We start from the raw sequence: 13,324 nt of genomic DNA, 5'->3' as shown, positions 1-13,324 counted from the left end.
CTCTTTGCTTAGCAGCCAGTAGTTTCAATATCCGTCGTAAACGGCGTATTAGCATCAGTTGCCTGCGTATACTCAACATAGCAACCATCATCTTCTAAATCAGCTAATGTCTGCGCAATACGGATCGCAGCCGGAGTTCCGGATGCAGTATTAAACACAAAGTCTTCCACCTTTAAATCAGCAACCGCTGTAATTGCAGCTGAACTCGCCGCTGGATAGCCAAAAATTATACTCTGGCCAGTTGCGCAAGCCGCTGGCGAACCCGCTGCAGCAGTTACTGCATTACCGACCAAGCATGACAAAGCCGCACCTTGCTGGCCGGCAATAATTGCCTTGCCGTATACCAAAGAGGAAGCGGACTTCACTGCGCCATCAACGCCTTGCATTACTGATGCTTTGGCATCACCGGAAAAATTTAAAAACCTTGGCGCGGCCGTTACTGCCAGTATACCCAGAATAACGATTACGATAATTAATTCTATTAATGTAAAACCTTGACTGCGTTTCATTACTACACCTTACTTATGGCTTATTTAAATTAAGTGTCACCTGACCAGTTGCCGGGTTGTATGAGAAGGAGTTATTTCCAGTGACGGCAGTTGGCGCTACTGTTAAACCGGCAGTCTGGTGATAAAAGCAGACATTTGCATCTGCCCGCACATAAAACTGCTCAGTCACGGCAAAAGTTGTATTTGCCTGTAATTGTTGTTGAAACAGATTGTCTAACAGGAATAAGCAATCCGTATCTAAAACCGCAGTTGCTCTAGTATCCGTAGCAGGATTACCTGAAGGATAGCCAATAGAACCATCAACGCCGATATCGATCCCATCGTAATCAACTTCAGTAGTGTTATCGACTGTATCGTTTGGACGACCAGCAATTTCCCAACCCGCTCGTACCAAGCCAACTGCAGATGCAAAGCCTCCGGCCACACCTTCTAATGAGGCATCTTCCGCCTGCTCTGTTACATTCAAAAACCGTGGTAGCGCTGTTGCGGCCAGTAAACCTAAAATGATTATGACAATAATCAGTTCAATTAATGTAAAACCTGATTGCCGTTTCATACTTGTATCTCCATCTGATTGTTATTGTTAGTATATCGCTATTATTATTAATTACACCCACATTTACGCATTCAGTGTTTGATCCAGCTTAACTGCTACCGCCTTTGTAGGCATTTAGCATATCCCACATCGGCGTAAAAATACCCAGTGCCAGTATTAACACCATTACCGCTACTATGCTAATTAGTATTGGCTCTATTTTGGCTGTTAAGCTTTTTAAATCAAACGCCACTTCGCGCTCATAAAAACCGGCCACTTCAGACAGCATATCATCCATAGCACCGGTTTCTTCACCGACAGCCAGCATTTGTAGTACCAGCGGGGTAAACATCTGGCTTTGCTGGCTTACCCGCAGCAAGCTTTCACCGCGCTCGATATTGCGCCGCATGTCACGGATTTTTTCACCCAGGTGCTCGTTGTCTACCGCGTCTGCAACCAGGGTTAAGGCGCTGGTAAGTGGCACGCCGGCTTTTAGCATCATGCCAAAACTACGGGCAAAACGGCCCAGCGTCGCACGGTAAATAACGTTGCCAATAATAGGAAAACGGATTTTCCAGCGGCCCCACACTACCCGGCCGGTATCGGTTTTAATGTAAGAACGCAGGCCAAAGGCGCCAGCCAGCATAAACAGCACTATTAATGGCCAGAAGCGGGTAAAAAACGCCGAACTGCCCAGTAGCAATTGGGTAGACCAGGGTAATTCAGCATTAAAGCGGGCAAACATATTGGCAAACTGCGGGATCACCAGCAGGTTTAAAATAAACATTGCCACAACCAGCGCAATAAGAACAAAAATCGGGTAGCGGGTAGCTTGTTTAATTTGCTTACGGGTTTCCTGCTCTTGTTCAAAATAGTAGGTTAGCTGTAAAAAGGCTTCATCCAGCCGGCCGGTGTTTTCACCTACGTTGACAATACTCACCATTAGCCGGCTGAATACCGCCGGATGCGCCGCCATCGCCTGAGACAGGGTGCGGCCGTTTTCCAGTTGCTGAACCAGCTCGGTCAGCACCTGTTGCAGCCGCTTAGAACCGGTACTTAGCGCCAGCCCTTCAATTGCACGGATAATAGGAATACCAGCCCGGGTTAGCGAGTACATTTGCCGCGACAGCATTATCAGGTCGGTTAATGAAACTTTAGGTTGCCACCAGCTTATTGCTGGCTCTGTCTCTGCCGGCTTATCCTGTTGCCGCACTATGGTTAGCGGTATGACACTGCGGCGGCGCAATAAGTCGGCAGCGGCACTTTCGTTACCGGCTTCTAGCTGGCCGCTAATGGCATTACCATTTGGATCGCGCGCGGTATAGCGAAATTGTGCCATGGCTTAGCTTTGCTCCATGTCGTCAGGCTCGTTATCCAGATATTCAGACACCCGTATAACTTCGTCCAGGCTGGTAATACCCTGCTGCGCATATTGCAGCGCCATGCTACCTAAACTGGTAAAGCCTTCACTGGTATGCGCCAGATTGGCAAAACCGGCGGTGTCCTCACGTCGCAGCGCATCGGCCAGCGGTTTGGTGATCAGCAACAGTTCAAATACCCCCAACCGGCCTTTATAGCCGGTATGGTTACACGACTGGCATCCCGGTGCATGCCAGTAAGTTGCTGCGCTGTTAGCCCTGTGATGACGCAGCCAGTTTGTTTCCAGCTCATCGGGTTGATATGGCTGTTTGCAGTAGTCACATAGCCGGCGCACCAGCCGCTGCGCCACTATGGCGCGCAGTGCCGAAGCCACCAGATAAGGTGCCGCGCCCATATCAATTAGCCGCAGTGTACTGGTAACGGCATCGTTAGTATGCAAGGTAGATAACACCAGGTGGCCGGTTAACGCGCCACGCAGGCCCATTTCTGCGGTTTCCTGATCGCGCATCTCACCGACCATAATGATGTCGGGATCCTGGCGTAAGGTAGTGCGCAGTACATTGCCAAAAGTCAGGCCGATTTTGTGATTAACCTGCACCTGGTTAATTCGTGGCAGGCGATATTCTACCGGGTCTTCTACCGTAATAATTTTACTGCCGGGCTGATTAAGCTCACTCAGCACGCCATACAGGGTAGTCGTTTTACCTGAACCTGTCGGACCGGTTACCAGTATCATGCCGTGCGGGCTTTGTATAATACGGCGCAATTTCGCCAGCATTGGCGCCGGCATGCCGGTTTCTTCCAGATGCAGTAAGCCGGCCGATTGGTCCAGCAAACGCATTACCACTGACTCGCCATGCTGCACCGGCATGGTGGAGATCCGCACATCTATCTGGTGTTGTTTTACATTAATCTGAAAGCGGCCATCCTGCGGCAGCCGCTTTTCGGAAATATCCAGGTTGGCCATTAATTTAAGCCGCAACACTAAAGCTGAGGCTATGCTGACCTGATCCAGCGTATTTTCCTGCAATACGCCATCTACCCGTTGGCGGATGCGCAGCACTTTTTCATCCGGCTCGATATGAATGTCAGACGCCTTTACCTGCACGGCGTCTTCAAAAATAGACTGCAGCAATTTAACAATGGTGTTGTCTGCATCGTTCAGTTCGTCCAGCGCAGAAAAATCTGTACGGCTATCTTCACCGTGCTCAGCTTTTAGCTGGGTAGCAAAACTTTCAATGTCTTTGGTGCGGCGGTACAGGCTGTCAAAGGCCTCGATCAGCTGGCTTTCGCGCACCACCACCAGTTCTATCTGGCGTGGCGCCAGTAAAACCGCCAATTGATCCAGCGCGGTCAGATCGGCCGGATCGCTCATACCCAGTATCACTTTGCTACCATGATCTTCCAGTACCAGCGCCCGAAAACGGCGGGCCTGCACTTCGGGTAGTAATTGCACTGCTTTGGGATCAATTTGTTTTTGCGCGATATCCAGAAAGGGCACATTGAGCTGTTGCGCTAAAAACTGTAACAGCTGCACTTCGGTTAAAAATTTAAGCTCAATAAGGGTAGCACCCAGCTTACGGCCGCTGCTTTGTTGTTGTAGCAAGGCCTGCTGCAGCTGCGAAGCGGAAATTATGCCCTCGTGCTCCAGTAAATCGCCTAAACGCATTTTTAAACGTGGTCTTAGCATAGCTTACTCTGTTGCAGCTAAACGCTGTTGAATATAGTTACGGCTCTCTGCAGACAGCTTTTCTCCCCACTGCAGCGCCTGACGATAATGTAATTGCGCTTGCTGGCGCTGGCCTTGTTGATCAAAAGCGACGGCGGCACCTAACCACCAACGCGCCTGCTGCGGCTGTATCACAATAAGTTGGCCGAACCAATGCTGGGCAGCAAAGCTATCGCCCAGCTGCTGCGCTACGGTAGCCTTTAAACCGTAATATTCCGGATACTGTTGTAGCTCAAACTGCGCCGGCAAAACCGTGTCGGCCGCCTGCCATTGCTGTTGCTGGGCATAAAGTTGTGCCAGTAACAACCGGACATCAGCCGTATCGGCACCCGCGCTAATACCCTGCTGTAAAATCTGTTCGGCCCGTTGCGGCTGGCCCATTTGCAGCCAAAGCCTGGCTTGTGCCAGATAAGCCGTTGCCTGCAACGGCTGCACTGCCTGTACCTGCTGCCATAAGTTAATGGCCTGCATTAACTGGCCGGACTGTGCCGCCTGCACCGCCTGTTGTTGCAAAGCCGCGCCTTTTTGTGCCGCCGTTTGCGCTGAGCGTTGCACCTCAACTTTTACCGCTGCCGCCTGCTTGACTGCCGGGGCTGTGTCAGTACGGCTTGTTTGTGTATCAGCCGTCGCGACCGGGTTGCTAGTGTCAGCCTCTACAGTGTCAGCAGCCGGTGCGGCCTGCTCAATACTGCCAGTCTGCGCCGGTAGCGGTTGTGGCGCCATCGCCAGCTCAGGCTCAGCAGATCCCAGGCTGACAGCCGGCGTTGCGACTAAGGCTGCCATAGCAGGGACCACAGGCAAGGTGGCAACAGACGTTAACTCTGGTTCTGCCACGGCCTGGGGCTGTTCCGTACCCGCTTGTATCTGGGTGTCTGCTGCAACGGGCTGTGGCTGGTTGTCGGGCCGGTTTAAAATGGCATATACCGCAAACAACAGCAAAATAGCGCTTAATATCAGCAACAAATTAAGCCAAAGCGGCCGGCTGTCGTCGCGGCTAAGGCTGTCTGGTTGTGGCGCTGCGACGCCACCGCTGTGCTGGCGCTGCTCTAAATCGCGCAGCATTTTGTTCAGCACGCTCATAACAGTGCCCCGCCTGGCCAACAGGCTGCTACGGCAACTCCAGCCGTCAACAATGTCATTGCCACTAAGCTATACCACCACCAGCTTTTGGGTTTGGGTGACACATCTTCGGTGTCCAGAGCCGCCAAACGGACATGCTGTGCGGTTACCACGGCACGGCCTTCGCCAAATGCCAGTAATAACGCCTTGTGCGCCAACACATTTACTAAGCGTGGAATGCCACGGCTATAGCGACATATGGCAGCTTCCGCCGCCGGACGAAACAACGGCACCGTGGCACCGGCTTGTGATACACGTTGGCGCAGATAAGCCGTAACCTGTTTGCGGCTCATCAGGCTAAGGTGGCTGGAAAAAGTAATACGCTGGCGTAACTGCCTGAACCGATAAGCGCCCAGCCGGCTATTTAGCTCGGGCTGCCCAAATAGCACGACTTGCAACAGCTTTCGCTGCTCTGTTTCAAGATTGGTCAGTAAACGTAAGGCTTCCAGGGTGTCATCTGGCAGTGCCTGCGCTTCGTCGAGCAAAATAATGGTTTTTTTACCCTGTGCTGCCAGCAACATTAACTGGCGCTGCAGCAATTGCAACAGCTGAGGCGGATCGATATTGCCGGAGTAATGCAAGCCCAGCTCCAGCGCCAAGGCCCAGCGCAGCTCCAGTGGTGTCAGACAAGGATCCGGCAGGTAAGCCAGTTGCCAGTCGGGCTCTGCCTGTTGCAATAACATCCGGCACAGCAGAGTTTTGCCACTGCCAACTTCGCCGCTAATTTTTATAAAACCTTCACCGGCATTCAGCGCGGTTTTCAGCACGGCCAACACATCCTGATGTTGCTGCAACGGTACAAAAAACCGTGTATCAGGCGTGAGGCCAAAAGGCAGATGCTGTAGCTGAAAATGGCGCTGATACATAGCTTATCTCGGGTACCAGTCGGATATATATTCGGCTGACTGCTGCAACTGTTGCTGCCATACACCATCGGCTACTACCGTAGGTCGCAGCAGGATAACCAGCTCTTTTTTCTTTTCTACCTTATTAACACTGGTAAACAGTTTACCCACTAACGGGATAGCGCTAAGAACCGGCGTGCGTGACTCGCTGTCGCTGGTGACCGTTTGCATCAGGCCACCGATCACGACAATTTCGCCGCTGCGGGCGCGGATAATGGTATCCGATTCACGAATATTACTTTGTGCCAGCGGCAGTACTATACGTTCGTTACTAAACTGGATGGTTTTACTTTGTTCAGCAGTTTCGGTAACCGAGGGGTGCACATGCAGAATAACGCTGCCGTTTTCGTCAATTTGCGGTGTGACATCCAATGCAATACCGGAAAAAAACGGTTGCAGTGAAATATTCGGTGTACTGGTGGTTCCGCCAGCCCCTATAGTGGTGTCGCTGCTGACATCGGTAACAAAATACTCATCCTGCCCCACTTTAATTACCGCTTTTTGATTATTCATTGCCGTAACGCGCGGACTAGACAGTACCTGAGCATTGCCCTGGGTTTCCAGCAGGTTGATGACGCCGTTAAAATCAGCATTGCTAAACGAGATCGCTGTTACACCACCCAACGAAGAACTAATGGCATTACTGGCCACAGCGCCGCTGGTGCTAAAGTTAAAACTGGTATTGCGCAGGTTGGTAATGGCATTTTGCCAATTTATGCCTTGTTGATATTCGTCATCTAACGTCACTTCAATAATTTTGGCTTCCAGCACCACCTGACGCTGCAAATGCTGCTCGGACTGGCCAAGAAATGCCTTCACAGCAGCAATTTCTTCCGGCATGCCACGCACCGTTACCAAACCGGCCTGTGGCGTCACTACCACCATACGTTCCGGCTTATTGCCCAGTAAACTGCTAATGGCTTTTTCCAGATCTTTCCAGAAGTCGGTTTTGCTCTCGCTTTGGATTGTACTGCCGTTAAATTGCTGCTGACCATATTGCGATTGGTTCTGGTTGTTCAGGCCGCCCTGGTTGCCACTATTTTGCGCAGTGTTATTGTTGCGATTATTCTGACCATTCTGACCGCTTTGGTTATCTTGTGACACGCCGCCTGAATTCACCGCTATGGATGAGAACCCCTGGCGCTGCAGCATCAGGTAATTTACCGCTATGCTTTCTGTACGCAGCCCCGGTGGAAACACCTTAAATACCAAGCCCTGCTGGCGGATATCAAAACCATACAGTTGCCGCACCAACGCCATAGTTTCCGGTAACGTCACCTGTTTAAGCTGCAGTGTAATAGTGCCGCTGACATCTGGGTGCAGCATGACGCTGTATGGCGTGTCGGCAACCAAAGACTGAAACACATCGGCAACGTCGGCCTGCTGCGCCGACACATTAAATCGTGGCAATTCCGGCGTTACCGGGCTGACGCTGCTGAGCAAATCCCGGGTAATGGCTGCCGGCGGTTGCGGCGCAGCGACTGGTTGCGGCCTGGCCTGTTGCGCCTGTTGCAGTTGCTCTGCAGCCGCAACGGGTACTTTAGAGGCTTGCATTGCCTGACAGCCGCTTAGCAGCACCACGCCTGCTAGCCACAGGTTGTTACTTTTCACACCTTTATTCATATTGTTTTATCGCTGTATTAAGTAATGACAACACATGCCGCTCACCATTGGCTTCCAGAGTAACCTGCTGCGCGGTGATATCCTCAACGGTATAGTGTTTAATGCTTTGCCCTTTGCGTAGCAGCTGACCATTTATCAGCGCTGTTTTACCTTGCGGACTGTCTTTAATTAACTGTAGTTTTAACGTCTCCGTTATTGGCACTGCGCCAGTCTGCAGGGCGTCTGCCTGCCATCCCGGTGCCGGCCGGGTTGGATCAGCCATAACCAACTGACTAGACAGCATAAAAAAGCTACAGACGAATAATATCTTCATGTTCACTCACTGTAATCAGCTCCAGACTCAATTCCCCTTCAGGGTATTGTTCTACTTGGTATTGTAAGCCGGCCCAGTTAATTAACCAGGGCAATTGCTCCATCCTGGTCAGTACCTGATACAGCCTGGCATAGCTGCCTGTCATCACCAGTGTCAGTTTATGCTGATACAACAAAGCAGCGTCTTCTGCAGTTTGGCCTTCCAGCTTCACCGCTTCGGCGGGTGCACTGGCTAAACGTTTTATCTGCACTCCTTCGCTGCTTGCCAACATATTCTGCAGCAGGCTAAGCATTTGCTCGGCACCAATAAAATGGCTGGCACTCTGCCTGATTTGCGCATTCAACTGCTGTTGCTGTTGTTGTAAATCGGCTATCTGTTGCCGGTATCCGGCGTCCTGATCAATGCCAAGTTGCGCTTTAAACTGTACTGTTTGCTGCTGAACATCAGCCAGTTGCTGCTGCAGCTGCCGCTGTTGTAGCTGCTGCTTTTTTGTTGCCTGCCAGCTTGGCTCAAGCAAATAATTTAACGCCAGCCACAAAGTTAAAAATAGAACTGCCGCTGCTATTAGCCCTTTTTCACGCGGCTGTAATTGGCTGAAACGCTCTGATAACTGCTGCCATTGATTCATGGTAGCGCTCCTGGCGTTGCGGTCAGCGAGAAACTGACTGCCGTTTTGTCTGTTACCTGCTGCAAATCAATCTGACTAAAGCGCTGACCATGGAAATAACTTAACTTGCCTAACTCTGTCAGCCATTGCGGTACAGCTTCAGGTTGAAGTGCAATACCGGCAAAACTGCTGTATTGCTGCTGCAACGAAAAACGGGTTAACCATAATTCGCGCCGGTCGATTTGCTGCAAATGCTGCAATACCGGGCTGTAAAACAAACTGGCTTGTTGCTGTTGCCCAGCTAAGTAACTGAGTAAATGCTGCTTTTGTTGCACACTATGTAGTAATTGCTGATGTTGCAAAAGTAGCTCCGGCGCAGGTTGACGTTGTGCCAGCGCCTGTTGATACATCGCATTTTCCTGCTGAGCAGTGTCCAGCACTCTTTGCTGCTCAACTAGTTGCTCTGTCTGGCGCTGGCTTTGTTGTTGTAGCAGATAAAACGCCAGTGCCAGTACCACAACTAAAGCCAGCCAACTATATGCCAGACGGGACAAAGTCAGCAATTGCCGCTGAATATACAGCACCGGCTGGTAAAGATTGACCTGCTGTTTAATCATGGCAGCGCCTCCCCGGCTACTGCTGCCGCAATCGCGGGCCAGCAATCGACAAATTGGTTACTGTAGGCGCCTAACTGTAAAGGGGCTCTTAGCGGCTCTACCCGGCCAAAACCATTGTCTGCTAATAGTTTACACATTAAATCCGGCTGTTGCGTTAGCACCCGGATATCACGCACCGGTGCTTGCTTTAACTGACTTTCAAAATAATCCATCGAACGCTGCACCTCAAGCAACAAGCGCTCCAGCATATCTCCCTGCGCGTCTTGTGCACTCAGCAGATGTAGCTTGGTTAAACCACGGGTACGTCTGGAGAAATACAGCCGGCCATCCTGAACTATTTGCAGCAGCACTTCTTGCTCGGGTTGATGAATAACCAGCATTGCTGGCTGAGGGCTGGCCGCTATCAGGTGATGAGCCAGCCATTCTGCAGGCTGTATGGTTTTCAGCTGCATATCGGCACTGCTAACGCACTGTACCAGTTGCTTCAGCCAACTCAGCCGGGCGACTACAACATTGATTTTGGCCTGTGCACCGCTTTGTCCGGGTAAATCAATATAGTCGGTTAGCATATCTTCAGCCGGTACTGTTACCAGATCTTTTACCTGCCAGGGTAACGCCTGCAGCAATTCTGCATCTGTTAGTGCAGGCTTATCTAACTGTACCAGCTGATAAAACTCTGGCGCTAGTATCACATCCAGCACACTGGCCGAAGGCAATTCAGCCAACACTGGTCGCAACGCCGACTGCCATTGTTCATTAGTATAAGTTGCCGTACTGCACTGGCTAACCTGGCCTGCGCTTACCCGCAACAGATGCACTGTGTCTGCTGTCAGGTACACGACAAGCTGTGATGCGGCATTATTGCCTTGACGCCTGAAGTAACTGCTTATTTTTTCCAGCATAAATTACCGTTCGCTAGCTGCATATCGTTATACTAACGGCTATTCGGTCAGCTGTCATGCGTCTTACTATGTTGTATTCATCATCAGTTCAGTTCTGGCAGCCGCAGCTTCGCTGGCAGCAATTACAATATCCCCAGCTTAGCAACAATAGGGTTGAAATATGGCTGTGCCATTTAGATACCGGCTGTAATGCGGTATCTGGCAATAAGATCCTTAAACTGCGTTATCCGTTGCAACAGGCACTGCAACAACAAAAAAGTGGCGTTTTTACCTTTGGTGGCGCTTTTTCCAATCACTTGGCCGCGGTAGCCAAAGCATGCCAACAGCTGGGTTTACGTAGCACCGGTTATGTCAGAACTGACCAACTCGACGATAGCAATCCCACGCTGAACTTTTGCCGCCGCCATGGCATGATTCTTAAAGCGCTGGATCGCCACAGCTACCGTCTGCGCAATGACTCAGAGTTTATCGCCAGTTTACAAGCGCAACAGCCGCAGATGTTAGCGATACCGGAAGGCGGCTCTTCAGCGGCGGGTGCAAAAGGCCTTCGCGACGTAGATTTTGCCAACACCCCTTCTGGCCCAGCAAACTTAGTCTGTTGTGCAACGGCCAGTGGCGGCACTGTTGCAGGTCTGATTGCCAGTCAGGCTATGCCTGCTGACACGGCAATACTGGGCCTGACGGTAGTAAAAGATAGCTCACTTAACCAGCGCATCGAACAGTTACTGCCAGCGCAGCAGCCGTTACGGCAATGGCAGTTAATTAGCGATTACGTTGGTGCGGGTTATGCGCGTTTTGATACAGAGTTACTAGCGTTTTGCCGGCAATTAGCACAGCAACAGTTATATGTCGAACCTATATATACCGGCAAGGCGCTGGCTGCACTGGTACATTTGGTCGCAAACAATAAACTGTCGCCGGCAATCCGCCGCATCAGCTTTTTTCACACCGGTGGTTTGCAGGGTATACACGGGCTACACTATCGCCAGCTGATCACTGCAGCTGACCTTGCGCTATTATCTGGTTCAATGGCTGACTGAAATAGAAGCCCTGGCCACCGGCAATACCCAACTTCTGTAAGGTTAGCCATTCGCTTTCCAGCTCTACACCACTGGCTATAACCCGGACGCCTTTGCCGGCATAACCGGCAACCAGGCCCCGCACAAAGAGTTGTTGCTCCAGGTGCTGATCAATATTGCGTACTACTGAAGGGTGTAACTTAACCGATTCCAGCGGCAACTCATCAGCATATACCGCGTTATCAATAACCAGACCTACCTGATCAACGATTAAAGCAAAACCGGCCTTATGCAGCTTGTGCAACTTCGCTCGTAACTTTTTAAAATTCTTAATTAAATGATGTTCTGCCACTTCCAGTGCGAATTGCTGAGCTTCAAGTTGTCCGGATAGCAGCATCTGTTCAAGCCATTGCCACCACTGAGCATCCAACAGTGCGTGCACACTAATATTGACACTGCAGCGACTCTGATGCCGGTAATCGGCGGCGCACAAGCGTGCGGCCTTCAACAACACATGCTGATCGATTTGTCCTGCCAGACCGCAATTAAACGCCATTGGCAAAAAAACCGCAGCGGGTATTTGTTGGCCATCACTGCTTTGCAATCTTATCAACACTTCATGTTGCAATACGTCACCGTCCTGCCAGGAGAACACTGGCTGAAAGCTCAGGCTGAAGCGTTGCTCCTGTAGCGCCCGGTTTAATTCAGAGCGCCACCAGACTGAGCCTTTAGCCAGAGACTTATCCTGCTGCTGAATAAACCCATGTGCTGCATTTGGCCCCTGTAACTGCGCAGTACGCAGTGCCATGTCGGCCTCGGAAAGGATTTGATAAGATGTTTGCCCCCGCTGGTAAGGTGCATAGCCAATATGCAACACATCCAGTTCAATGCAGTCGGCAAAACAGGCAGCACGGCTTAATAAGGTCGCCATTCTATCGCCAAGTTTATCGACGTCACGGCCGGTAATGCCTGATACCATAAATACCAGATCATTTTCAGACAGCCGGGCCAGAACGGTTTCGGTATAATCTGCCGCCAGAGCATTTAGGATATCTACACAACCACGCAAACGTTGCAGTTGTTTAACGCCGGCACGCCCCGGCTCCGGATGGCTAAGCTGGATGATGTACACTGCACCTTCTTCAAATTCAGTACCATCCTCAAGATAATGCTGCAGCTTGCTTTCAAAAAACACCCGGTTACCAATTGCCAACTCATGATCTATCAGACCTTGTACCCGCACCAGATGCCGTACTTCTGCGTCCCGTTTATGCAGTTGCAGAATCTTAGCCTGCAATTGCTGCAGTCGTTCTGCTGTGGCAAAACGGCGATCACCATGATGTTCAAGTTGGCCTTCAAGCTCAGTTAGCGCTTTATTCACTGCACCTAATTCATCACTTTGTATACGTTGTTGGCGCTGTAGCAGCATGACAATAGCACCAATACTCAATATGGCAGTTGCAATATGAATAATGACAGACCAAATGATCGGCCAGGCCAGAGCCAATAGCAAAATAGCAATGGTTGTCTGCAATACCAGCACTAATGCAATGGCAGGCAATAACTGTAGAGCTTGAGGTTTGACAGAGGAAGATAACGACACAACCAACTCCTTTTGATAGTGTTTTCAGTGTTAATCTTTCGTCGGCGTTTGTCGAGTTTTTCAGCAATTTTTTCTGTTTTGCATCATGAGGTGCCAGCGGTGAATGTCTGGCAGTGAACTACATTGCTCAGGCAGGCGCAGCAACGCAAAAAGGCCTACCGGTTAGGGTAGGCCTTTCGCTTGAATGAGGTGGTTGCTGGGCTGGCCTGCCAGCGGTGAACTACATTGCTCGGCGCATCGTGCGCCTCGTCCCTACGGGACCAGCTGAAGCTGTCCAAAAATGTTCCGGACATTTTTGTCGCATAGCGTTCACTTGCTCGGGCAGGTAACCATCAGACAATACAAATAAAAAAACCCTTCGTTTTCACGAAGGGCTTGCTTATTTGGGTGCCTGGCGGTGAACTACTCTCGCATAGCGAATGCTACACTACCATCGTCGCAGCTGCGTTTCACTTCTGAGTTC

General features: G+C 50.7%; 13 protein-coding genes and 1 pseudogene. 1 reads left to right on the top strand and 13 read right to left on the bottom strand.

The window, feature by feature from the left end; all coding sequences use genetic code 11:
- Positions 1–8: 8 nt before the first annotated feature.
- The 12 genes and pseudogenes from MN202_RS16795 to MN202_RS16740 all read right to left on the bottom strand — a co-directional run bounded on the left by MN202_RS16795 (position 9) and on the right by MN202_RS16740 (position 10,239).
- Positions 9–386, bottom strand: a complete 378-nt coding sequence (locus MN202_RS16795) for a hypothetical protein (protein ID WP_335737366.1) — start codon at positions 384–386, stop codon at positions 9–11.
- Between the two features lie 75 nt (positions 387–461).
- Positions 462–509 (bottom strand): annotated as a pseudogene (locus MN202_RS16790) (prepilin-type N-terminal cleavage/methylation domain-containing protein); the annotation flags it as partial.
- Positions 510–522: 13 nt separating this feature from the next.
- Positions 523–1,065 (bottom strand): prepilin-type N-terminal cleavage/methylation domain-containing protein, encoded by a 543-nt coding sequence (locus MN202_RS16785; protein WP_335737297.1) that lies wholly within the window; start codon positions 1,063–1,065, stop codon positions 523–525.
- Positions 1,066–1,153: 88 nt separating this feature from the next.
- Complete coding sequence (locus tag MN202_RS16780; RefSeq protein ID WP_335737296.1) at positions 1,154–2,383, bottom strand: type II secretion system F family protein; 1,230 nt, start codon at positions 2,381–2,383, stop codon at positions 1,154–1,156.
- A 3-nt stretch (positions 2,384–2,386) separates the two neighbouring features.
- On the bottom strand, positions 2,387–4,114 hold the full coding sequence (locus tag MN202_RS16775) for a GspE/PulE family protein (protein WP_335737295.1): 1,728 nt from the start codon (positions 4,112–4,114) through the stop codon (positions 2,387–2,389).
- A 3-nt stretch (positions 4,115–4,117) separates the two neighbouring features.
- On the bottom strand, positions 4,118–5,233 hold the full coding sequence (locus MN202_RS16770) for a tetratricopeptide repeat protein (protein WP_335737294.1): 1,116 nt from the start codon (positions 5,231–5,233) through the stop codon (positions 4,118–4,120).
- Positions 5,230–6,138 carry an ExeA family protein gene (locus MN202_RS16765; protein WP_335737293.1) on the bottom strand — a complete coding sequence of 303 codons (909 nt, stop codon included), beginning with the start codon at positions 6,136–6,138 and terminating at the stop codon, positions 5,230–5,232. The genes MN202_RS16770 and MN202_RS16765 overlap by 4 nt, the downstream gene beginning before the upstream one ends.
- Before the next feature lie 3 nt (positions 6,139–6,141).
- Complete coding sequence (gene mshL / locus MN202_RS16760) at positions 6,142–7,788, bottom strand: pilus (MSHA type) biogenesis protein MshL (RefSeq protein ID WP_335737292.1); 1,647 nt, start codon at positions 7,786–7,788, stop codon at positions 6,142–6,144.
- A 4-nt stretch (positions 7,789–7,792) separates the two neighbouring features.
- Positions 7,793–8,113: a hypothetical protein gene (locus MN202_RS16755; protein ID WP_335737291.1), complete on the bottom strand. Its 321-nt coding sequence runs from the start codon at positions 8,111–8,113 to the stop codon at positions 7,793–7,795.
- Positions 8,091–8,741, bottom strand: a complete 651-nt coding sequence (gene gspM / locus MN202_RS16750) for a type II secretion system protein GspM (protein ID WP_335737290.1) — start codon at positions 8,739–8,741, stop codon at positions 8,091–8,093. The genes MN202_RS16755 and gspM overlap by 23 nt, the downstream gene beginning before the upstream one ends.
- Positions 8,738–9,337, bottom strand: a complete 600-nt coding sequence (locus tag MN202_RS16745; RefSeq protein WP_335737289.1) for a PilN domain-containing protein — start codon at positions 9,335–9,337, stop codon at positions 8,738–8,740. The genes gspM and MN202_RS16745 overlap by 4 nt, the downstream gene beginning before the upstream one ends.
- On the bottom strand, positions 9,334–10,239 hold the full coding sequence (locus MN202_RS16740) for a hypothetical protein (protein WP_335737288.1): 906 nt from the start codon (positions 10,237–10,239) through the stop codon (positions 9,334–9,336). Before MN202_RS16740 ends, MN202_RS16745 begins: the two co-directional genes overlap by 4 nt.
- 68 nt (positions 10,240–10,307) lie before the next feature.
- On the opposite strand from MN202_RS16740, the gene MN202_RS16735 reads away from it, so the two are divergent.
- Positions 10,308–11,279 carry a 1-aminocyclopropane-1-carboxylate deaminase/D-cysteine desulfhydrase gene (locus MN202_RS16735; protein ID WP_335737287.1) on the top strand — a complete coding sequence of 324 codons (972 nt, stop codon included), beginning with the start codon at positions 10,308–10,310 and terminating at the stop codon, positions 11,277–11,279.
- Here MN202_RS16735 and MN202_RS16730 read toward each other — a convergent pair.
- Entirely contained in the window at positions 11,233–12,861 is a 1,629-nt protein-coding gene (locus MN202_RS16730; RefSeq protein WP_335737286.1) for an EAL domain-containing protein, read from the bottom strand. The genes MN202_RS16735 and MN202_RS16730 overlap by 47 nt on opposite strands.
- Positions 12,862–13,324: the final 463 nt, after the last annotated feature.

It is taken from the genome of Rheinheimera muenzenbergensis (genome assembly GCF_036984005.1).
Lineage (GTDB): Bacteria > Pseudomonadota > Gammaproteobacteria > Enterobacterales > Alteromonadaceae > Alishewanella > Alishewanella muenzenbergensis.
The sequence above is the reverse complement of the archived record's forward strand: the minus strand, read 5'-3'. Positions and strand labels throughout refer to the sequence as shown.

Bases quoted from the DNA above. Each gene is read 5' to 3' on its own strand.
- MN202_RS16755 (WP_335737291.1), bottom strand. From the start codon at position 8,113: ATGAAGATATTATTCGTCTGTAGCTTTTTTATGCTGTCTAGTCAGTTG.
- MN202_RS16780 (WP_335737296.1), bottom strand. From the start codon at position 2,383: ATGGCACAATTTCGCTATACCGCGCGCGATCCAAATGGTAATGCCATT.
- MN202_RS16740 (WP_335737288.1), bottom strand. From the start codon at position 10,239: ATGCTGGAAAAAATAAGCAGTTACTTCAGGCGTCAAGGCAATAATGCC.
- MN202_RS16785 (WP_335737297.1), bottom strand. From the start codon at position 1,065: ATGAAACGGCAATCAGGTTTTACATTAATTGAACTGATTATTGTCATA.
- MN202_RS16770 (WP_335737294.1), bottom strand. From the start codon at position 5,233: ATGAGCGTGCTGAACAAAATGCTGCGCGATTTAGAGCAGCGCCAGCAC.
- MN202_RS16775 (WP_335737295.1), bottom strand. From the start codon at position 4,114: ATGCTAAGACCACGTTTAAAAATGCGTTTAGGCGATTTACTGGAGCAC.
- MN202_RS16795 (WP_335737366.1), bottom strand. From the start codon at position 386: ATGCAAGGCGTTGATGGCGCAGTGAAGTCCGCTTCCTCTTTGGTATAC.
- MN202_RS16735 (WP_335737287.1), top strand. From the start codon at position 10,308: ATGTTGTATTCATCATCAGTTCAGTTCTGGCAGCCGCAGCTTCGCTGG.
- gspM (WP_335737290.1), bottom strand. From the start codon at position 8,741: ATGAATCAATGGCAGCAGTTATCAGAGCGTTTCAGCCAATTACAGCCG.
- MN202_RS16745 (WP_335737289.1), bottom strand. From the start codon at position 9,337: ATGATTAAACAGCAGGTCAATCTTTACCAGCCGGTGCTGTATATTCAG.
- MN202_RS16765 (WP_335737293.1), bottom strand. From the start codon at position 6,138: ATGTATCAGCGCCATTTTCAGCTACAGCATCTGCCTTTTGGCCTCACG.